This is a genomic window from Labrys okinawensis (assembly GCF_047345005.1).
GTDB classification, from domain to species: Bacteria; Pseudomonadota; Alphaproteobacteria; order Rhizobiales; family Labraceae; genus Labrys; species Labrys okinawensis.
In genome coordinates, this window is sequence record NZ_CP178864.1 from 3,922,938 (window position 1) to 3,943,355 (window position 20,418).

The window sequence follows — 20,418 nt, forward strand, 5'->3', positions numbered from 1 at the left end:
CTCCCTCAGAAAAGGTTGCCGTAGAGTGGCATCGCTGCGGCCCCCAGGGCAGCAACGAGTTCGCTGGGGGCCTGCGCCTTCTCCAGCGTGATCTGTTTGGGGCGTGCCGTGATCTGGCAAACGGCGACCGTGCGGCGCGTGCGCTCGATCAGGCGGTCGAGCAACGGTTCGGGAAGGAGGCCGGTGACGAGGATGTTGGAGATGTCGACGATATTGGAGACGCTGGTCAGCGAGCGCCCCAGATCGGTGCCGGCTTGGTCGATCCAGCGGCCGAGTTCGGGATCGTCGCAAAAGCCGGGCGCATTGAAATCGAGATCCTCGACACGCGGCTTGCCAAGGAAGCGAGCAAGGCCGCGCAGCGAGACCACCGTCTCCAGGCAGCCCCTTGCCCCGCAATAGCAGACCTCACCGTCGGGATAGGCATGGATGTGGCCGATCTCGCCGGCGTTGCCGTAGGAACCGCGCACGGCCCGCCGGTTGAAGATCAGCGCGCCGCCGAGGCCATAGCCGACAAAGGCGTAGATGTAGCTGCCGAGATGGCGCCCACCACCGAACCAGTACTCCCCAAGCCCTGCTGCCGAGCCATTGATAGCGATGAAGACGCGGTGGCCGATGGTTTGCGACAACACCTGCTCGAAGGCATAGCTGCGCCATGCCGGGTATTGGCTCGACAGACCCACGGCGCCGCGTTCGTGATCGACCGGCCCCATCACTGAGACACCGACACCCAGCAGTCGGCCTGGACGCTGTGGATGCTCGTCAAGACGCGAGAAGAGGGCCGCGAGCAGGCGCGTCGACTGATCGGGCTCCTCGACCTGCAATTGTTCCTTCTCGCGGGCGATGATGTTGCCGGCGACATCGACGAGCACGGCGCGGGCGAATTCGTGATCGAAATGCAGACCGATGGTGGCGGCATAGCCGGGAATGATGCGCAGGCCCCGGATCGGCTGCCCCAGGCGCTGCTGGCCTTCGGCTTTCATCGCATCGGCAGCGGCGACTTCCTCAACCAGACCTTCGTCCATCAGGGCGGCGACGATCTGCGTGATCGCCGAGGGCGTTAGGCCGGTCTCCGCCGAAATATGGGTACGGCCGATGCCAGGCCTCTGACGGATCGCCTCGATCGCCAAACCGCGGTTGAGATCGCCGACCCGCGAGGCATTGAAGCCGCGTTGCCTGCGGAAACCAGTGACGGAAAGAGCCGGCACATGCCGCTTCGTTTCATTCATGACGCAACCAGGACCGGCAGGGCATCAAGACGCCCACGATATGAGGAACTTGACCCAAGAATCGCCAAAGAGCCGCAAGAGGCGCTGGTTTTGTCATGCCTGGGCTTGTCCCGGGCATCCATTCGCAACGCTTGGCGAGATTTGCGCCATCCTGGATCACCGGGACAAGCCCGGTGAGGACAAAAAGTCGAGTTTGTACCGACTTTTTGGTATGGACCAACGTCATTAACACCCTACCGGGTGAGATAGCCGCCATCCACCACCAGCACTTCACCGGTGACATAGCTCGAGGCTGGCGCGGCCAGGAAGAGCACGCAGGCGGCCACCTCTTCCGGCTGGCCAACGCGGCGCATCGGCGTCATGTCGCGCCAGATCGGGAACCATTCGGGGTTTTCGATACCACCACGAGACATATCGGTGTCGATGTAGCCGGGCGCCACCGCATTGATGCGGATATTTTCGGCGGCGAACTCGCTGGCGAGGCTCCTGGTCATGTGATGCACGGCCGCCTTGGAGGCATTGTAGGCGACCTGGTTCTGCGGCACGTTGGAGACGAAGCCGGAGATCGAGCCGATATTGACGATGGCTCCGCCACCTTGCGCGCGCATCGGGCCTATCGCCGCGCGACAGCCACGGAAGACGGCGTCGAGATTGGTGCCCATGATTTCCCGCCAGCGTCCTTCGTCGAAGTCGGGCGTATCGCCATGGCGGGCGATGCCGGCATTGTTGACAAGGATGTCGAGCCGGCCCTTTCGCTTCACCGTCTCTTCCACGAGCATTCCGGGCGCGGCAGGATCGGTAATGTCGGCGGCGATGAACTCAAAATCATAACCGGCATCGGCGAGGCTCTTCTCGGATTCGGGTACCTTCGAGCGTCCGGAGATCACCAGCTTCGCTCCTGCCTCGCCGAGGGCATGGGCGATGGCGAGACCGATCCCACGGTTGCCGCCGGTGATGAGGGCCACTTTTCCGTCAAGGCGAAATTTCTCAAGCATGTCTTGTCCATCTATCCGTTATTTCATCACGCCGGATTATTTCATAACACCCTTGGGCGCCCTGCCGGTGTTGAGGCAGACGGCCAGGATGAGGATGACTCCGAAAACGATCTGTTGTGCCAGCGCATTGACGCCGACGAAAGTCATGCCGGTGCGGAACACCGCGATCAGCATGGTGCCGGCGAGCGTGCGGATGACACCGCCGCTTCCGCCGGTGAGCGAAGTGCCCCCGAGCACCACGGCTGCGATGGCCGGCAGCAGGAACTCGTTGGCGATGGTGGGCGTGCCGCTGGAGAGTCGCGCCGCCAGCATCACGCCCGACATCGCCGCGAAGGCGCCGGCCAGAGCGAAGACGGCGAGCTTGACCTGTGTCACCTTGATGCCGGAGATGGTAGCCGCAGGCTCGCTGCAGCCGACCGCCTTCATCATCTTGCCGAAAGGCGTCGCCTGCTCGAGCACGGTGGCTACGGCGAGCGCCACCAGCGAAACCCAGATTTCATTGGGCAGTCCGAGTGAGGTCCCGATGATCCAGCTCAGCTTGTCGGCGCGGATGTCGCCCGCAATGCCGATGCCGCGCTGATTGGAGATCCAAAGGGCTGCTGTGGCCACGATACCACCCACCGCCAACGTCGCCACGAAGCTTGGAATGCGCAGCCTGCCATGTACGAATCCTGAGACGAGGCCGAAGGCGCCGCCAGCCAGCACCGCAGCGGGAACGGCGAGCAGGCCATAGCCCGGGACCAGCAGCGCCAGGATGATCGAGGCGACGGCGGCGACCGACTGCATCGACAGATCGACCGAGCCGATATAGATGACGAAGGTCATGCCGAGGGCCATCACGAACAGCGTCGCGTTATCCGCGAACAGGCCGATCAAGGTCAACGGATCGAGGAAGCGGCGGTCGAACGTGCCCACGACGAGAATGGCGATCACCAGGGCGATCCAGGGCAGATATGGCGTGAGGAAGCGCAAGCGAGCCATCGGTCACACCATATGCTTGATCAGGTCGAGGGGCTCGGGCCGGTCAGCGCCGGTATTGTCGAAACGGGCCGTCTCCTTGCCGTCCTTCATCACCACGATGGTGTGGGCGAGGCCAAGCGCCTCCTCCAGCGTATCGCCAATAAGGAGAACCGAGCAGCCATGGGCGCACAGGTCCCGAATCAGGCTGTAGACATCCTCCTTGGCACCCACATCCAGGCCGCGGGTAGGATGGTCGAGGAGGAACACCCTGGCGCCGGCATTGTACCATCTGGCCAGCACCACCTTCTGCTGGTTGCCGCCCGAAAGATTGGCGCAGAGCGTGGCGCCATCAGGCGTCTTGATGCGCATCTTGCTGATCAGTTCACGGGTGGCGCGGCCGATCTCCCCAAATTTCAGGATGCCGAAGCGGCTCATGCTCCCCAGATGCGCGAGGCAGATGTTCTCCTCGACCGTCATCTCCTCGACGATGCCCTCGACCTTGCGCTCGCGCGGGACATAGCCGAGCCCCAGCGCCACCGCCTTGCTGGGCGAGGCGAACCGGAGGTTCTCGCCCTTGTATGTCATGGTGCCCAAATGAACCTTTTCGAGGCCGAAGAAGCTGCGGATCAGCGCCTCGCTGCCCGCCCCTTCCGTGCCGACCAGCGCTAGCACCTCTCCGACATGGAGATCGAGGTCGATGCCTGAAAAGGCACGCGCCCGTGCCAGGCCCTTGGCCGAAAGCGCCACCTCCGGCAGGAAGGGCTTGCGCTCGTCTTCCTTGTAGTAGGAGCCGGAGACGGCCCGCCCAACCATCAGATGATGGATGCGCTCGGGCGTCGCCTCGCTCTTGGTCATCTCACTGACAACTGCGCCATCCTTCAGCACATAGATGCGGTCTGAGATATCGATCACTTCGTCCAGCCGGTGCGAGACGAAGATGATGCCGGCGCGCTGCTTGAGCTTGCGGATCACCCCGAAGAGGGTGTCGATCTCGGCCTGTTCGAGCACCGAGGTGGGCTCGTCGAGCAGGATGCACAGGCTCCCTTCGACCGCCTCCTCCAGCGTCAGCACCTTGGCGAGCTCCACCATCTGGCGGTGCATGAAGCTCAGTTCCGAGGTCACCGTGAGCGGGTCGATATCGAGGCCGACCTTGGCGAGCTGCCGCGCCGCCGCCGCGCTCATGGCCCGCCAGTCAATGCGCCCGAAACGGATGAAGGACGCCTCATTGCCAAGGAAGATGTTCTCGGCCACCGAGAGATTGGTGATCAGCGATTGTTCCTGGAAAACCATACCGATGCCGCGAGCCGAGGCTTCACGCGGGCCGCTGATTGTGGTCGTCCTGCCATGGATACGGATCTCGCCGCCATCTGGCTGGTTGATGCCGTTGAGCACCTTCATCAGGGTCGACTTGCCGGCGCCGTTCTCGCCAACCAAGCCGACGACTTCGCCGGCATCGACGGTGATCGAGACCGACTTCAGCGCCTCGACCCGGCCGAACCTTTTGACGATCTGGTTGAGCTGGAGCATCGCCGCCTCACTTCACCACGGCGAAGGAGCGGACAGGCGAATTCAACAGCACGGCGACGATGATGACGAGCCCGAGCACGCCCTGCTGCACGAACGTCGGCAGGCCGATGATAATCATGCCGTTGTTCAGCACCATGACGATAAGCACACCGATAAGCGTGTTGAACACGCCGCCCTTGCCGCCCGTGAGTGCGGTGCCACCGACCACCACGGAGCTCACCGCGGTAAAGAGCTGGCCGCTGCCGATCAACGCACTGCCGGCGCCGAGGCGGGCGCAGGCGAGCACGGCGCCGACGCCGAAGAAAGCGCCGGCAATGGTGAAGGCCATCAGGCGCACGCGGCGGGTACTGACGCCAGAAGCCCTCGCGAGATCTTCGCCGCCGCCAAGCGCCATGATGTGGCGGCCGATACGGGTATGGTCCTGGATGAACCAGGCAACGGCGAGCATGAGCAGCGCGATATAGACGGCGATGGGAACATCGAACCATCGACCTAGCGCAAGGGCTCGTACATTCTGGTCGAGGATCGTGACGCGCTCGCCGCCGAGGAGCACGGTAGCAAGGCCCGTCCCGACGAAGCCCATGCCGAGGCTGACCATGAAGGACGGCACGCTCATGTAGACGTGAATGGCACCGACGATGCAGCCGAACAGAGCGGCTGCCACCAGCGCCACAGGCACGCAGAACAGGCCGAGCGGAATGCCGCTGCCCGTGGAGTTGGCAACGAAGGCGCAAAGCACCGCGGACGTGAAGGCCATCGAGCCCTCGATGGAGAGATCGATCGAGCCCATAAGGATGATGAAGGTCACACCAAGCGCGAGCACCAGTGGCGCCGACGCAGCGGAGGCCACCCGGATGAGATTGCTCAGCGACAGGAACTGCGAGTCGATGAGGGAAATGCCGATGCACAGCCCGATCAGCACGAGAACCGGCGCGGCCTTGACGATGGTCTGCTTGGAAATCGCCATTCGCTGACTTCTCGGCTTGAGGCGGAAAATTCGGTGTGCCGATCTCAAGGTCGGCATCTCTTTTAACGGGTGCCCCGTTTCAATGCCGACCTGGAGGTCGGCACACCTGGTGCTGCGGCCTCATCACTGCCGGCTGCTCCGGCGATCCTGCCTCCCGTTGGGAGGGACGGTTGGTTGGATGCCCGGAATCCGGGCGTGACAAGGCCGCAAGCGGCCTCGGCCTGGGCTCATCAGGCCGAGGCATCAGGTCACGCAGGAATCCCTCCCGTCACCTTGCCCCACAGATCATTCCAGTCGATCGTGGGCGTGGAGTCGATATTGCTTTTCCAGTAGGCATCGACATCGGCCTGGGTGATAAGCACGCCCGTACCGTAGAACTCGCGATGTTCCTTCGGCTCCTTGGAGGGCGTGAAGGCGCCCGTCGCGGCATGGTAGCCGAGCGAGAGCGCATAGCCGCCGATCCAGTAGGGATTCCAGTCGACCGTAGCCGCCATCTCCTTGTTCTTGATGGCGGTCACTGCGTCCTTGGTGCCGTCGACGCCGCTGACCTGCACCTTGCCGGCCAGTCCTTCGGCGCGAAGGGCTTCGAGAGCGCCCATGGCCATGCCGTCATTGGCCGCCCAGACACCCTTGATCTTGTCGCCGAAGCGGGTGATCCAGGCAGAGACGACATTGTTGGCCTTGGTGGAATCCCAGTCGGCATCCTGGAAGTCGAGCAGCTCGACCTTGCCATTGGCCTTGATGGCATTCATCAGGCCCTGCTTGCGCTGGATGGCCGGCGCGTTGGAGGCGATGCCGCCCAGCGCCACTATGCCTCCTTCGCCGCCGAAAGTGTCGAACAGAGCCTTGGCGGTCTGCTCTCCGGCCGGCACGCCGTTGAAGGAGAAGTGCGCAACGTAGTTATCGCCGAAATCCCAGGGATGCAGGTCATCCGGCTTGTTCCAGACGGTCACGACATGGCCACCGGACTTGGCCACGGCCTCGACGATGGGGCGAGCGTCCGGAACGTCATTGGGATCCACGCCGAGCACGAGCTTGTTGCCGACCTTGGCGAGCAATGCCTTGACGTCGGCGATGCCCTTCTCGCTGTTACCCTCGGTGACCAGTGCCCCGTAGGTAGCGCCCACAGTGGCAGCATAGGCCTGGGAGCCCTTGTCCCAGGAGACGTGGAAGGCGTTGGAAAGGGAGCGGATCGAGCTGGCGAATTGCAGGTCCGTGGCCGCGAAGGCCTTGCGCGCGCCGGCCGGCAGGATCAGCGATCCCGCGGCCAGAGCCGAACCGATCAGAAATTTGCGGCGCTCGATCATCGCCGCCCGCATGAAATCGAGGCTGGAAGCCATCGGTCGTTTCCTCCTGGTTTATTTTTTGGCCTGAGGGGCACCCTGGCGAGAATGCCCGGTTCCATATCAGCGCCTTTAATTAAATTGATGAATTTAATTATGTCAAGCAAGCTATGGCGTCCTGAAACATGAAAAAGCCCACCACCCTGAAGGGCGGCGGGCTCTCGGACTATTATCGGCCTGAAAAGGAGTGATCAGAACTTGTAGCTGATACCCAAGGTGGCCGTGGTTTCGTTGAAGTCGACGCGCACCTTGCCGAAGGAGGTGCTGTAGCGCTCCTTGTTGAAGTCGCTGTAGCGCACCTCGACGCGGCCGATCCAGTTTGGCGTGAAGGCATATTCGACGCCGCCGCCCACGGTCCAGCCGACATGGTTATTATCATCGCTTGGACCATTGACTTTCACCTGGGCGCCCGCGAAGGCAGCGCCGCCTGTGACGTAAAGCAGCAGATTGTCGATAGCGTAGCCGGCGCGCAGGCGGGCTGAGGCCTGCCAGTCGGTGTTGAACTTCATCTTGCCGCCGGGCGCTGGCGTGGTGAAGCGTTGCGAGCCATTGAGGTCTGAATAGTCGATGTCACCCTCGACACCGATCACAAACTGGCTGGGGAACTCGTAGTTGTAGCCAGCGTGCGCGCCGCCGATGAAGCCGTTGGCGTCGAAATGGTCGGCCAACGGAGGAATAATAACAACTGGAGGTGGCGCCCCGGCCAGGGTGCTGAGATCGTCATGCTCGCGGCCCCAGCCGTAACCGGCATGCAGGCCGACATAGGGCCCAGTCCAGTCAAACGGAGTGACGACGGCAGCCGGCTCCGAAGGCTTCAGCGCGAGATCGGCGGCTACGGCCGACGTGCCGGTGCCAGCCGCCAGAATCCCCGCGAACGCGACAACCAAAACCGTCGTTGCATGCAAATTCTTGAGCATTATTATCCCTCACTTCCAAGGCCGCTGGAATTGCCCTTTTGCTGCGGTCGCTGGAACTATAAATTATCGAGTTATTATAATGTGAGGCGCCGTGGCGAAGTCAAAGCGTCTGCCACGTAAATGTGCTCTTTTCACAGCGTAGCGTCATTTTAGCTACAGAAGAACCTATATTCCGTGCCGAGTTGACGATGGCACGCCACTACAGTTTACCAATCGCCAATCTTTTCGGCGACAGGGTTTCTCCGAATTGGAAAACCGCATGGCAAAGACTCTTCGCAGTGATTCTCCGCTCTGTCATGGGGAGCCCGGTGCATGACCGGTATCCAACCGAATCTTAAATCAGTCGAGCGGACATAGCAGCTGTCGCCGCGTCGTTTGCCGAAGCCAGATCTTCCCCTCCGGCGCTGCACCAGCATTCGCGCGAGAGCCACCCGAGTCGAGCTTTGCTGAAACGAACGCCGTCCACTGGGGCGATCGCGGCGCGTAGCCGCTGCCCGAAGTTCCCTAGGCGATGATGGAGCCGATCCGCAACCTCATCCACATCCAGGGCTGGCAGGATGTCATGGAGTTCGATGCCCTCGAAACCCGCGCGAGACTGCTGGCCGAGAGGACGAGAGCCGAGGCGGCGAAATTCCCCGGGGAGCGCGGATATCAGAACCCGAAAAATTTCTTCCGCAGCGCGTCTTCGTAGTCCTTCTTGGCGGCCAGAACCTTGTTGCGGACTTCGTCTTCCTGATTGTGCGCCTCCTCCCAGAGGTCGATCTCGGCAACCGAGTGATTGACTGAGGCCAGTTCCTCTTCGTGCCGGATGGCGGTTATCCATTCCTCGACCGCAGCCTTGTAGGCCCCCTGCAACTGATCGAGTTCCAGATCTTCGTCCTGCATGACCATTCCTCCCACGTCGGACTATGGAGCGACCAAGTGAAACTAAGACGACATAGAGTGCCTCCTGTGGGGAAAGTCGGCGCCCTCACCTGAGCCCTGGCGCACATCCTCCTTCAGGCAATGGAAACGTAATCGACAAGGACTGTGCCTCCGGAACTCCACCGCCCCCTCTTGACGCCACGCCCGGCTCTGCTAGACCCCGTTGCCTGCCCATTGCGGGAAGGAAGGGTGGCCGAGTGGTTTAAGGCAACGGTCTTGAAAACCGTCGTAGGGGCAACTCTACCGTGGGTTCGAATCCCACCCCTTCCGCCAACAATACGATACAATTGCACGTTCGGCGCTTCGGGCGGGAGACTGGAAGTGCGTAGCCATGAATCATAGCGAGATCGGAGCCTTGTGCCTGCTGGGACTTTGCTTCGTCATGGGCGTGGCGGGTATCATCGAAGCTGTTGTGGCCGAAGACTCGTCGGGTGCCATGTGGTTCTATTTCGTGACCTCGGCATCAGCCTGCAGCGCGGCCCTTCTCCTGTTTTCACGCGCGAGAAAATAAGCCCGCGTGAAGCAGTGACGACGAGACATCATTCGCATTGTTCCCTGGTCGGGAAATCATCCCGATCATAGATCGCCCGAATCGCTGCCAGATTCATCAATGAGGTCCCGCGTTCCCGGATGATTTGGGCGGCGTGCTGCCGGCGGGAGTCGGCCCAGTCGATAATCACGGTTCGAACGGCTTGCCAAAGGGGCATTTCATGCGCCGTGCCGCCCCATTGCATGGCGCCCCAACGCTCCGGTCCGCCCCCGTCTTCCCCCGGCGCTACGAGCTTAACGGCCTCATCATAGTCAATGCCGTTCATAATGACCGCCAGCGCCAAATAGACACCCGCGACAACGTATTATCAGCGTGACGTGAGCGTGATTTTGAAGAATGGCCAACATGGAGGCGAATGGCGATGTAACCATTCGAGCCGGAGCGATCGATCCGGCCAGGGATTAGAGATGGGTTGTCGCCACTGCATATGGCCTCCCGCCGGCGTCCATCCCCCACCGAACGACGGTGTCAGCGGTCTCATGTCTCCGTCATCATCCCTTGACGGAAATCGGCGAAAGCCCGTTGCAAACGAGCTTCAACCTCGAAGGGGCACTGGTACGCTTCTTGCCAGAAGAGGCCGCCCTTCGGCACAGGACAGCCATGCGCTCTAGGCCGTTGCCGGCGCCTGCGCGGTCATGCGTCTTTAATTATCAGTGAACAGGCATTCTGCCTGAAAGTGGAGCATTGGACGTGAACAGTTACATCCTGACGGTATCGTGCCAGTCGACACGGGGCATCGTTGCGGCGCTTTCCGGCTATCTGGCCGAAAAGGGTTGCAATCTCGTGGACGCCTCGCAATTCGATGCACTCGATTCCGACAGGTTCTTCATGCGCATCTCGATCCAGTCCCAGGAAGGCCTGGGCCGCGAGGCTTTGCTGGAAGGGCTGCAGCCGATCATCGAGCGTTTCGGCCTGGAGGTAGCGCTCTACGACGCGGCCAAGCGCATGAAGGTGATGCTGATGGTCTCGCGCTTCGGTCACTGCCTCAACGACCTGCTCTATCGCTGGCGTATCGGCGGCCTGCCGATCGACATTGTGGGGGTGGTATCAAACCATCTCGACTACCAGAAGCTGGTGGTGAACCAGGACATCCCCTTTCACTACATCAAGGTAACGAAGGAAAATAAGCCGCAGGCCGAAGCCCAGCTGATGGACCTGGTGAAGCAAAGCGGTACCGAACTCATCGTGCTGGCGCGCTACATGCAGGTGTTGTCGGAGGATCTGTGTAAGGCGATGTCGGGGCGGATCATCAACATCCACCACTCTTTCCTGCCCTCCTTCAAGGGCGCCAACCCCTATAAGCAGGCTTACGAGCGCGGCGTGAAACTGATCGGCGCCACCGCCCACTACGTCACCGACGACCTCGACGAAGGCCCGATCATCGAGCAGGACACCGTTCGCGTCACCCACGCCCAGAGCCCGGAGGACTATGTCTCCCTCGGCCGTGACGTCGAAGCACAGGTCCTGGCGCGGGCGATCCACGCCCATATCCATCACCGCACCTTCATCGACGGCAACCGCACGGTGGTGTTCCCGGCGAGCCCCGGCAGCTACGCCTCCGAGCGCATGGGATAGGGGCGGGCTCGGCCGCGAAGGACTCGGGCGTCCATCCTTAAGTCCCCTTGCCTTTTTCATAGCGCGCCTTCCCACCAGGAGCGCGCGACGATGGCGACCGATATGCCAACTTCGTGAAGGCGAACGCCAAAGGGGAAAAACAACAGAAACACCCAATTGCGACAACGGGCGCCATATGGCGTCGGAGGGAAGTCGGCGCCCGGAATTCTGCTGGAGAGGGCCCGCCCATGCTTGTCGGAATCGCCCGTCGCTGCTCCCGGCCGCCCGGGAGGCTGGACGCATGAGCGTGAAGCACGATCTGCTCGTCCTGGCTGATATCGTTGAACAGGGGGACGGATTCGACTGGGGCATCGAAAAGATGGTGGCCAAGCTCACGGGCGAGCGAGGTCGCTCGATCCCCTCCTTCACGATTTCGCTCGACGCGGTTGAGGCGCTGCACATGCGGCTGTTGCCGCACTGGCCGACAATGAGTCTCTCTTCGATCGTGACGGGCTCGCGGCCCTCCACGTACGAGGTCCTACTCGGCCGGGGCCAGGGTGTGGACGCCGAAGTTCACGGCAAAGCGAGCACAGCACCGCGCGCCCTGCTCGCCGCCGTGCTGCGCGCCTATTCCTCGGATGTCAGCGATGAGCAAGCCCCGCCCGAACCAGCCTGAACGGACAGCGACGGCTAGCCTCGGCGTTGGACACTCCGCTTGCCGATCGGGTCAGGCTGCCGCCAGTCTCAGGGCGGCCACGTCCCGCCGGGGCGGCGTGCCGAACATGCGGGCATATTCGCGGCTGAACTGCGAGGGGCTCTCATAGCCGACCTCGAAGGCGGCCGTCTCGACGTTCGCGGCCTTTGTCACCATCAGTCGGCGGGCCTCGACCAGCCGCAACTGCTTCTGATATTGCAGCGGCGTCATCGCGGTCAGCGCCTTGAACTGGCGGTGAAAGGCCGAGGGGCTTAGCTGGGCGATGGCTGCCAGTTCCTCGATGCGCACGGCCTGCGCGAAACGCTCGCGCAGCGCATGAATGGCATTGATCACCCGATAGGCGTGGTTGCTCGCCAGCGTCATGCGCGCCACATCCGCGCCGTGGGGCCCCGTGAGCAGCCAGTAGCAGATTTCCCGCATGATGGCTGGATAGAGCATTGCGATCGCCTTGGGCGTTTGGAGCAGGCGCACGGCACGCAATACGCAATCGGCCAGCGCCTCGTCGAAATCGGTGACGTACACGCCATGCCGGATCTTGCTCCCACCAATGGGTGGCGTATCCAGGCTCTCGAGGACCTCACGCATGGTACCGGGGTCGAGTTCGATAACCAGGCCGAGGAAGGGCTCCTCGGGGCTCGCCTCGGTGACACGGCCGAAGGCCGGCATTTCCACGCTCACCACCAGTGCCTGTCCAGCCCGGTATTCGAAGCGCCGCTCTCCGAAGCTCGTCCATTTGGCACCTTGAACGACGACACAGAGGGCCGGCTTGAGGATGATATGAGACGGCCGCCTCTCATGGTTCGAACGCAGGATCACCAGGCCGTCGATGTCAGTGACGAAGGGGCTCTCTCCCGCCTGGCGGGCCGTGTAGCGGCTGACAGCTTCCAGAAGCTCATCCGGCATGGCGCTTCCTCGTTGCGATATCAGCTGACTGATAGATCCGAGAGCAGGAATAGGCAAGAAGCAGGAGAGTTCCGGCATTCACGCCAACCCGGCGACGACTATCCTGCGGGCCAACGAATGCCACATCAGGAGCTTGCCATGGCAGCAGAAAACACAGTCTCTTCAAGCTTCAAGGTCGCCATCGTCACCGGCGGCAGCCGCGGGCTCGGCCGCAACACCGTGCTGAATCTCGCCCGGCGCGGCGTTCATTCGATCTTCACCTATCACGCCAATCGGGCAGAAGCCGACAAGGTGGTGGCCGCCGCCCAGCAAGCGGGCGCAAGGGCCACTGCCCTGCAACTCGATACCGGCAAAATCGCCTCCTTCGATGCCTTTGTCGAAGCCGTGCGCATGGCGCTGACGGACCTTGGCACCGAGCGCTTCGCCTTTCTCGTCAACAATGCCGGCACGTCTCATCACAACGCCTTCGACAAGACCAGCGAGGCTGAGCTCGACGCGCTCTACAATGTCCATTTCAAGGGCGTGTACTTCCTGACCCAGAAGCTGCTGCCGCTGCTCAAGGATGGCGGACGCATCGTGAATGTCTCAAGCGGACTCACACGCGTCGCTTTTCCGGGCAGCAGCGCCTACGCCTCGATGAAGGGGGCGGTGGAAGTGCTCACCCGCTATCTCGCCAAGGAGCTTGGGCCGCGCGGTATCGCCGTCAACACCGTCGCCCCCGGCGCCATCGCGACCGACTTCAGTGGCGGCATGGTGCGCGACAACCCCGAAGTCAACAAGCGCGTTGCCGAGGCGACCGCTCTTGGCCGCGTTGGCCAGCCCGACGACATCGGCCCGATGGTCGCCTCCCTGCTTTCGGACGACAATCGTTGGGTCAATGCCCAGCGCATCGAAGTCGCCGGCGGCATGATAATTTAGGAGGCCACGCCAATCGCTGTGCCGGTCTGCGGAACGCGATCGAAAAAGTCCAGGAACCCCCGCTCCTCTTATCGTCGCCGGGCGGTCCCGGTGATCCACGGTACGCGACAGCCGGAATGGAGGCGCGGCTGGATGCCCGAGACAAGCCCGGTCACTACAAAAACGGAGCCTCACCCAGTTCTGCTGCGATTTTTGACCCAGGCTTCGAAGACGGCATAGGCGCCTATGGCGTCTCCGGCACCTCGCAGGTGAAGATCACCTGAGTCGGCGAGACCTGTTCCAGCCCGGTGGCAAAGGCGCCCGTGCCCAGGCGGCTGTGGCAGATGTCGCCGGCATCCTTGCGCGTCGTCGTGCGCATCGCGGCACTGTGGTCGAGATCGAAGGTCCTGGGATAGCCGTTCACGAGAAGAAGCGATTTCGGTGCCTTGTTGGCGGCCGCCAGGGCGTTCACCGATTGCTGCAGAGCTGCGATCTCTGCGCTTTGTGCCTGGATCGTCTTCTGCAGATCCTCAAGCGTCATGCCGGACGGTTTCTGGGCGTCCTGGGCCATCGCCACCGTGGCGAAGGCCAGCCCCAGCACTCCGACTGCTACTCCCAACATGATCCTGCGCATCGCGTTTCCTCCAGCTCAAGGTTCGAAATTGCGCGAAGAACAGCGCTGGCACAAGACGCAGCACATGCCAACCGGGCAGGCAATTTCGTCCGGCCCGTGAACCATGCGGAGGCGCGCGCAGTTCCAGCGGCCCCGCTTTCCAAGCCAAGGCCCGAAGCCTTGTTCCCCCGGAAACACGCGGTTAGCCAATTGCCAGCTAGCAATGTCGGCGTCGGTGTACCTCACCCAACCGGGGGCATCGTTATCAAGGGAACGTGTCTGTCCCAGCCCAGCTCTCAGGAGAGAGCTGGTTTTTTTTGGCTGTTGCACAGTGATCAGTCTGCCCCGCCGGCAACATCCGAGCAAGGCGGCAGCGAGACACGAAGTCGTCGGTCCCGTTGTGTTAAGTGCACGGTTTCCAAGAGTAGACTGGAAGTCCGCCCTCCCAGTTATCGAGAAGATCAAGGCTTCCGGCTTTCCCCCTGGGATGATCGACAGGGCGATCTGTGAGAGGTGCCGACCTCCAAAGCCACGGGCAGGGCCAATGTGGTGCTGTCGACATTGCCCTTTCGCGAGAACTCGGCGTTTCTAGAATGTCAACCAAGAGTTCGACACGCTTCCCCACGACCAGGATCCCTGCCATGTCCCCACATCCCGGCTTTCTCGACTTTCCCGATCACCTGCCCAACGGCGCCAGGCCAGGTATCGTATTGTTCGGCGCGCCGCACGGCAGCACGTATCCCGGTGCGGACTCTTCGGGCTTTGCCGGCACTCCAGCCGCTATCCGTGCCGCCAGCCAGGACGATGCGCAATTCCTCGACAGCTGGGACTTCGACCTTGGCGGCCCGCTGTTCGAGGGCAAGGAGCCCTCGTGCATCGATGCCGGCGACCTCCCGACCTTGCCTCATGACAATGCCGGCAACCGCAGGCTGATCGAGGAGAAGACCCGCGCCATCCTCACCGCCGGCGCTGTGCCGATGATGATCGGGGGCGATGATTCAGTGCCGATCCCGTTTTTCACCGGCTTTGCCGGCCACGGGCCGATCTGGATTCTGCAGATCGATGCCCATATCGACTGGCGTGATGAACGCTATGGAGAACCACTGGGCTATTCCAGCACCATGCGCCGGGCGAGCGAGATGCCGCACGTCGCCGGTATCGTGCAGGCCGGGATCCGCGGCGTCGGCAGCGCCCGGCCGCAGGAGGTCGAAACCGCCAGGCGCTGGGGGGCGCATCTCGTCACGGCGCAGGAGATTCATGCCGAGGGCATCGAGACTGCCCTCAGGCACATACCCGCGGGCGCGCGAGTGGTTGTAACCCTGGACTGCGACGGGCTCGACCCCAGCGTGATGCCGGGGGTGGCCGGCCGCACGCCGGGCGGACTGACCTATCTACAGGCGATCGGGCTGATCGAGGGGGCGAGCCGGCGCGGCCGCATCGCCGGCTTCGACCTCATCGAGTTCCACACGCCCGCGGATATCGGCGGCATCACGGCACTCACGGCGGCGCGCCTTCTCGTCAATGTGATCGGACGTATCGTCCGCCAGGTTTGAACCGGCGATGGGCCCGTGCATGATGCCGATGCCGCGCGAACCTTTTCAGATCCGCTCAGAGGATTTCATCATGCGCTTGATTCATCGGTTTCTATTCGCCCTCATGGCGCTCGCGGCTGCGGCTATGGCACAGCCCGCTCTCGCCAAGATGGTCGCCAAGCCCGTCGACTGGACGCTCGATGGCACCGCCTTTCACAGCTATCTCGTCTATGACGACGCCGGCTCGGCCAGGCGTCCGGGCCTGGTGATGGTGCCCAACTGGTATGGCGTCACCGATATCGCCATCAAGAAGGCGGAGATGATCGCCGGCGGGGACTACGTGATCCTGCTCACCGACATGTATGGTGCCTCTGTCAGGCCCAAGAACGACGACGAGGCTCAGGCCGCTATCGCCCCGCTCACCAAGGATCGTGCTCTGATGCGCAAGCGCATCAATTATGCGCTCGACCAGCTCAAGGCCCAGGCCTCCGGCGCACCGATCGATACTGCGCGCCTCGCTGCGATCGGCTTCTGCTTCGGTGGCGCCTCGGTGCTCGACCTTGCCCGCAGCGGAGCGGACGTCAAGGCAGTGGTGGCCTTTCATGGCGTTCTCGCCACCGACGATACCGCGCTCGCCAAGAACATCAAGGCGCGCGTGCTTGCAATGAACGGCGCCGATGATGTCGGCACCATGCCGCAGGCGCCGGCCTTCCTCGACGAGATGAAGTCCAGCCCTGCGGACTGGCGCTTCGCCGTGATAGGCCATGCCGTCCACTGCTTCACGGAAACCGAAGCGACCGCCGCAACCGGTAATTGCCGCTACGATGCCAAGGCCGCCAAGGAGTCCTACGCGATGATGCACGCCTGGCTTGCGGAAACGTTCGCCAAATCGTGAACGCCGGGAGCGCCGACGTCCTCGTCCGCTCTCAAAAACGAATTGCATGAACGAGGGGGCGCAGGCCGCACGGGTTGCGTCCCGTCTGTTTCAGGAGCGGTTCACGAGCGGACGAGGATGTCAGCGCTCCCAGGTATCCGTCATACCAGCATAAGTTCACACCTTCCTGGCGCTCTCCCTTATCGGAAAAATACCGACAAGGAGCCGACATGACTGGACCAGCCGCTTCCCCTTCCGCCGCCAAGTTTGACACGGCTCGCGCCGGCGAATATGCCGTGCAGAGCCGCATTGCCCTCGCCGGCTACGACGCCTGCCATGAACTCGCGGCCTGCCTTCTCGCCGCCGACCTCGGACCTGGGCGGCGGGCCCACGTCCTGGCCGTGGGCGCGGGTGGTACGGCACAGGAGATCCTCTGTGCCGCCAGACTGGAGCCACTCTGGCATTTCACTGCAGTCGATCCTTCCGCGCCGATGCTCGAACTTGCCATGGCGGCGGTGGGAGAAGCTGGCTTCGAAGCGCGCACCACGCCTGTGCTGGGCGAGGTCGATACCCTCCCCAATGAAGCGATCTACGACGCCGCCACGCTGATCGGCGTGCTGCATCATCTGCCCGGTGACGAACTCAAGCGTGCCATCCTGAAGGCCATCGCCCCGCGCCTTAAGCCGGGTGCGCCGCTGATCCTGGCCGGCAACCGTCATGCCTATGTGAGCAAGCCGCTCTTCCTCGCCGCATGGGGCGAGCGCTGGCGCATGCACGGCGCCGGGCCGGCGGAGATCGAGGCCAAGCTCGGCAGGATCCGCGAGGGCGCCGATCCGCCCGCGTCGGACGAGGCGGTCGCCACATTGCTCGCCGAGGCCGGCTTCGGGGTGCCGCAACTCTTCTTTTCCAGTCTGTTCTGGGGCGGCTGGATCACTCACCTCTTGGGATGACACAGGCGCCACATGGCCTTGCTCGACACATCACCGCCGATTGCCACGGGGGGGTTTCCTGGCGCTGGCCGGCGAAAAGGGGGACGTGAGTACTATCTTTATTCGGTCGCATTTTCCTGGTGGTCTTGAGTCTGCGCTTCGCATCACCTTGCGGAGCCTGTGTTGCCGGAGTGATGCGATGACTGCGACTGTCGGGAAAGCCATGATCTTGGCCGGTGCCTGCCTGCTGATGGCCTGTCCCGCTTTCGCCGAGGACAAGTTTGCCCCGCCTCCGAACGCCTTCGCTCCGCTGCCACCGAAGCAAACGGGCTTGCCCAAGTCCAAGCAGCACGATTGGACGGGCTTTTATGCCGGCGTGCAGAGCGGCGCTTCCTCCGGCTCCGCCAATTCGAAATGGAGCCAGGACAACACCGCCTCCCCTGCCTTCGGCGCCCATGCGGGCTATAACTACCAGTTTGGCCGGGGCCTGGTGCTGGGTGGCGAGAGCGACGTTTCGCCGAAATAGGCGTCGTTTGGAGCCGATCGAGCACTCGCGATCCGGTCTCGGGTCCTATGAGCGGACACTTTTAGGATAGAACTGTGTCTGGAACCGTCATTGCGGGCCCAGCGAAGCAGCGACCTTCGTGGCGCATTATTTCCAAGAGCCGGACGTCCTTGTCCGTCTCCTTCCTTCCCGGCAGCGCTCCGATTCAAGCAGCAGGCATGATGCCTGCGGTCCCGGGAAAGTGTCCGCGCTCCCAGCGATGGTTGCGTTTCCTCTCGCTTCTGTTACGTCAAACTGATGACAGCCTCGGTCCGCCAGGGCGTCTGAGTCTGTTTGCAATTCGGCGAAATCCGGAGTTTGCCAATGGCGGTGACGATTGATGGAACGGATGTAGCCGGGGCCAAAGCGGCGCAATCCGTGCCGAAATCAAGCCAGCTCTTGACGGCGACCGCTGGTACCATCACGAAATGAAAGCAATTATCGAACTCGCCCGCGGCGGCCGCATCCTGGCGGCGGTTGAAACGGCAGTCGGACCTTTAGAGTGAGGAAACCCATGATCCTTGTCTGCGGTGAAGCCCTGATCGACTTCTTGCCGGTGAAAACGGTAGACGGGCACAATGCCTATCGCCCTGTCGTCGGCGGCAGCCCGTTCAACACGGCCGTTGGTATCGGCCGGCTGGACGGCGATGTCGGCTTCTGCGCGGCATTGTCGACGGATTTCTTTGGTGAGGATCTCGCCGCGGCCCTGAAGCGCTCCAAAGTGAGCCAGCATTATGTGGCCCGCTCCAGCCATTCCTCCATGCTGGCCTTCGTGTCGGTAGGCGATGGCGAGCCGGAATATGCCTTCATCGACGAGGCCTCCTCCAATCGCCTGTTCTCGCCCGAACGCGATGCACCGGCCATCGGTCCGGAAGTCTCCATGATCTGGACGGGCTCCGTCGCTCTCATCAACGACCCGATCGCTTCCGCCTATGAGAAACTTTATTTCGACAACAAGGGCAAGCGCGTGCTGGGCATGGATCCCAATGTGCGTCCGACCGTCGTCGGCGATGCAGATGAATATCGCGCCCGCATGAAACGCATGACCGAGGCCGCCGACATCATCAAGATCTCGAAGGCCGACCTCCTCTGGCTCTATCCCGGGATCGATCCCGGCGCCTGGGCCAAGGATCTGGTGACCAAGGGCACCCATCTGGTGGTGCTCACCGACGGAGGCAACGGCGCCGAGGGCTATGGCAAGGGCTTCGCTGCCAAGAGCCCGGTGGTCAAGGTGGCGAAGGTCGCCGATACGGTCGGCGCCGGCGACAGTTATTCGAGCGGTCTCCTCACCATCCTGCAGCGCCGCAATGTCGTCTCGGTCGACACCGTAAAGAATATCGACGAGAAGATTGCCCAGGAAGCAATGGACTATGCCGCCCGTACCGCCGCCATCACGGTCTCGCGCGAAGGCGCCGACCCGCCGTGGAACCAAGAGATGGCGTGATATCGAGACCCTTGGCGCTACTCCCGCCGTTAGGGTTCAGCCTGCGCGATCTCGTTGATGGCGTCCCTTGGCAATTCCCGGGGCCTTATTTGTCCAGTTCCGCCAGCCTTCTGTCGAAGCGCCCGCTCTGCACGCTGATAAGGGCGAGCAGCGGCAAGGCGAAGAGCACGAGGTGGATGAAGCCGCCATGCACGACGAAAAGCTCGGAAAGCAGGATCGTCACGTCAAGCAGCAATAGCACGATGGCCGCGGCTAGACTCGTGACCGGCCAGAGGACGAAGAGAGCTGCCATAATCTGCACCAGGGCAACGGTGAAGCGGAACCAGGGGCCGAAGCCAAAAGCATCGAACTGCCGAACCATTGCGGCCTGTCCGCCCAATGTCAGCAAAGCCGGTGCCGTAAAAATCAGCGCGACAAGGATGCGCAAACCCCACAAAACCAAGGCCTTCGTGCGCGCATCTGAAGAAGAGGCCGGAGCCATTCAGTTTACTCGTGGAACACTACGCATTCGGGCATGAAACCAACGCCAGCCAGCGGCCACTGACACCGACCATACCGAATATAATCATCCGCCCGCTTCCGTGCCATGGCAACAGCGAAATTCGTGTTCGGTTGCGCGGTGTAACCAGGGAACCGCAGCGTCCATTGCGACGAACGCCGGTCACAAGAAACATCGCTGCACGTGATGGTGTGAATATGATCGCCAAGGAGTGTTTGGCTCGGGGACCTGGATTCGAACCAAGATTAACGGAGTCAGAGTCCGCTGTTCTACCGTTGAACTATCCCCGAACAACCGTCCAGCAGAGGCGCGGGGCGCCGCCGGGAGGCGATGAGGCGGGTTGCATAGCGAATGGCAGTTCGCTTGACAAGCCTTGTTCGCAGATTTGTGCCGTTTTCCACCCGGCCCTTGTCAAGTGGAGATACCGCCCCTTCAAAAAGCCTAGCTGGGACAAGGATCTATGGCTCGACGCCCGAGACCTGAATTGCATGCGATACAGTAGAAA

21 protein-coding genes and 2 tRNA genes are annotated in these 20,418 nt (G+C 62.3%); 10 read left to right on the plus strand and 13 right to left on the minus strand.

Translation table 11 applies throughout. From position 1 onward, the window contains the following. Positions 1 to 5: 5 nt before the first annotated feature. The 8 genes from ACMDCR_RS18385 to ACMDCR_RS18420 form a co-directional block, all read right to left on the minus strand. A complete protein-coding gene (locus ACMDCR_RS18385) occupies positions 6 to 1,226 on the minus strand; it encodes an ROK family transcriptional regulator (RefSeq protein WP_413987994.1) in 1,221 nt (406 codons plus the stop codon). A 233-nt stretch (positions 1,227 to 1,459) separates the two neighbouring features. Continuing rightward, positions 1,460 to 2,221 (minus strand): SDR family NAD(P)-dependent oxidoreductase, encoded by a 762-nt coding sequence (locus ACMDCR_RS18390; RefSeq protein ID WP_413987995.1) that lies wholly within the window; start codon positions 2,219 to 2,221, stop codon positions 1,460 to 1,462. 36 nt (positions 2,222 to 2,257) lie between these two features. Next, a complete protein-coding gene (locus ACMDCR_RS18395) occupies positions 2,258 to 3,202 on the minus strand; it encodes an ABC transporter permease (RefSeq protein ID WP_413987996.1) in 945 nt (314 codons plus the stop codon). A 3-nt stretch (positions 3,203 to 3,205) separates the two neighbouring features. Beyond that, the gene (locus tag ACMDCR_RS18400) at positions 3,206 to 4,708 is read right to left on the minus strand and encodes a sugar ABC transporter ATP-binding protein (RefSeq protein ID WP_413987997.1); all 1,503 of its coding nucleotides are present in this window, start codon (positions 4,706 to 4,708) and stop codon (positions 3,206 to 3,208) included. A gap of 7 nt (positions 4,709 to 4,715) precedes the next feature. Then, on the minus strand, positions 4,716 to 5,675 hold the full coding sequence (locus ACMDCR_RS18405) for an ABC transporter permease (RefSeq protein ID WP_413987998.1): 960 nt from the start codon (positions 5,673 to 5,675) through the stop codon (positions 4,716 to 4,718). Positions 5,676 to 5,923: 248 nt separating this feature from the next. Next, entirely contained in the window at positions 5,924 to 7,015 is a 1,092-nt protein-coding gene (locus tag ACMDCR_RS18410; protein ID WP_413987999.1) for a sugar ABC transporter substrate-binding protein, read from the minus strand. A 194-nt stretch (positions 7,016 to 7,209) separates the two neighbouring features. After that, on the minus strand, positions 7,210 to 7,935 hold the full coding sequence (locus ACMDCR_RS18415) for an outer membrane protein (protein ID WP_413988000.1): 726 nt from the start codon (positions 7,933 to 7,935) through the stop codon (positions 7,210 to 7,212). 651 nt (positions 7,936 to 8,586) lie between these two features. After that, the gene (locus ACMDCR_RS18420) at positions 8,587 to 8,820 is read right to left on the minus strand and encodes a hypothetical protein (protein WP_413988001.1); all 234 of its coding nucleotides are present in this window, start codon (positions 8,818 to 8,820) and stop codon (positions 8,587 to 8,589) included. A 222-nt stretch (positions 8,821 to 9,042) separates the two neighbouring features. On the opposite strand from ACMDCR_RS18420, the gene ACMDCR_RS18425 reads away from it, so the two are divergent. Together ACMDCR_RS18425 and ACMDCR_RS18430 are read left to right on the plus strand one after the other, a co-directional pair. After that, positions 9,043 to 9,132 (plus strand) — tRNA-Ser (locus ACMDCR_RS18425). A gap of 58 nt (positions 9,133 to 9,190) precedes the next feature. After that, positions 9,191 to 9,370: a hypothetical protein gene (locus ACMDCR_RS18430; RefSeq protein WP_413988002.1), complete on the plus strand. Its 180-nt coding sequence runs from the start codon at positions 9,191 to 9,193 to the stop codon at positions 9,368 to 9,370. A 28-nt stretch (positions 9,371 to 9,398) separates the two neighbouring features. Here ACMDCR_RS18430 and ACMDCR_RS18435 read toward each other — a convergent pair whose 3' ends face one another. After that, positions 9,399 to 9,674: a hypothetical protein gene (locus ACMDCR_RS18435; RefSeq protein WP_413988003.1), complete on the minus strand. Its 276-nt coding sequence runs from the start codon at positions 9,672 to 9,674 to the stop codon at positions 9,399 to 9,401. Between the two features lie 425 nt (positions 9,675 to 10,099). Here ACMDCR_RS18435 and purU point away from each other — a divergent pair, with 425 nt between their 5' ends. Further along, on the plus strand, positions 10,100 to 10,984 hold the full coding sequence (gene purU / locus ACMDCR_RS18440; protein ID WP_413988004.1) for a formyltetrahydrofolate deformylase: 885 nt from the start codon (positions 10,100 to 10,102) through the stop codon (positions 10,982 to 10,984). A 280-nt stretch (positions 10,985 to 11,264) separates the two neighbouring features. Further along, on the plus strand, positions 11,265 to 11,639 hold the full coding sequence (locus tag ACMDCR_RS18445) for a hypothetical protein (RefSeq protein WP_413988005.1): 375 nt from the start codon (positions 11,265 to 11,267) through the stop codon (positions 11,637 to 11,639). A gap of 51 nt (positions 11,640 to 11,690) precedes the next feature. Here ACMDCR_RS18445 and ACMDCR_RS18450 read toward each other — a convergent pair whose 3' ends face one another. Beyond that, the gene (locus ACMDCR_RS18450) at positions 11,691 to 12,581 is read right to left on the minus strand and encodes an AraC family transcriptional regulator N-terminal domain-containing protein (protein WP_413988006.1); all 891 of its coding nucleotides are present in this window, start codon (positions 12,579 to 12,581) and stop codon (positions 11,691 to 11,693) included. 138 nt (positions 12,582 to 12,719) lie between these two features. Between ACMDCR_RS18450 and ACMDCR_RS18455 the strand changes: the two genes are divergently transcribed. Further along, a complete protein-coding gene (locus ACMDCR_RS18455) occupies positions 12,720 to 13,499 on the plus strand; it encodes an SDR family NAD(P)-dependent oxidoreductase (RefSeq protein ID WP_413988007.1) in 780 nt (259 codons plus the stop codon). A gap of 223 nt (positions 13,500 to 13,722) precedes the next feature. Here ACMDCR_RS18455 and ACMDCR_RS18460 read toward each other — a convergent pair whose 3' ends face one another. Beyond that, on the minus strand, positions 13,723 to 14,112 hold the full coding sequence (locus ACMDCR_RS18460) for a hypothetical protein (RefSeq protein ID WP_413988008.1): 390 nt from the start codon (positions 14,110 to 14,112) through the stop codon (positions 13,723 to 13,725). Between the two features lie 620 nt (positions 14,113 to 14,732). Between ACMDCR_RS18460 and ACMDCR_RS18465 the strand changes: the two genes are divergently transcribed. From ACMDCR_RS18465 to ACMDCR_RS18485, 5 genes are all read left to right on the plus strand, one after another. Continuing rightward, on the plus strand, positions 14,733 to 15,644 hold the full coding sequence (locus tag ACMDCR_RS18465; protein ID WP_413988009.1) for an agmatinase: 912 nt from the start codon (positions 14,733 to 14,735) through the stop codon (positions 15,642 to 15,644). A 70-nt stretch (positions 15,645 to 15,714) separates the two neighbouring features. Further along, complete coding sequence (locus ACMDCR_RS18470) at positions 15,715 to 16,518, plus strand: dienelactone hydrolase family protein (protein ID WP_413988010.1); 804 nt, start codon at positions 15,715 to 15,717, stop codon at positions 16,516 to 16,518. Positions 16,519 to 16,727: 209 nt separating this feature from the next. Next, positions 16,728 to 17,447: a class I SAM-dependent methyltransferase gene (locus tag ACMDCR_RS18475; protein WP_413988011.1), complete on the plus strand. Its 720-nt coding sequence runs from the start codon at positions 16,728 to 16,730 to the stop codon at positions 17,445 to 17,447. Between the two features lie 178 nt (positions 17,448 to 17,625). Continuing rightward, positions 17,626 to 17,952: a hypothetical protein gene (locus tag ACMDCR_RS18480; RefSeq protein ID WP_413988012.1), complete on the plus strand. Its 327-nt coding sequence runs from the start codon at positions 17,626 to 17,628 to the stop codon at positions 17,950 to 17,952. A gap of 532 nt (positions 17,953 to 18,484) precedes the next feature. Further along, complete coding sequence (locus ACMDCR_RS18485; RefSeq protein WP_413988013.1) at positions 18,485 to 19,414, plus strand: carbohydrate kinase family protein; 930 nt, start codon at positions 18,485 to 18,487, stop codon at positions 19,412 to 19,414. A gap of 85 nt (positions 19,415 to 19,499) precedes the next feature. Here the strand turns inward: ACMDCR_RS18485 and ACMDCR_RS18490 are convergent, their stop codons facing one another. Together ACMDCR_RS18490 and ACMDCR_RS18495 are read right to left on the minus strand one after the other, a co-directional pair. After that, the gene (locus ACMDCR_RS18490; protein WP_413988014.1) at positions 19,500 to 19,895 is read right to left on the minus strand and encodes a hypothetical protein; all 396 of its coding nucleotides are present in this window, start codon (positions 19,893 to 19,895) and stop codon (positions 19,500 to 19,502) included. Positions 19,896 to 20,129: 234 nt separating this feature from the next. After that, a tRNA-Gln gene (locus tag ACMDCR_RS18495) sits at positions 20,130 to 20,203 on the minus strand. Between the last annotated feature and the right edge of the window lie 215 nt (positions 20,204 to 20,418).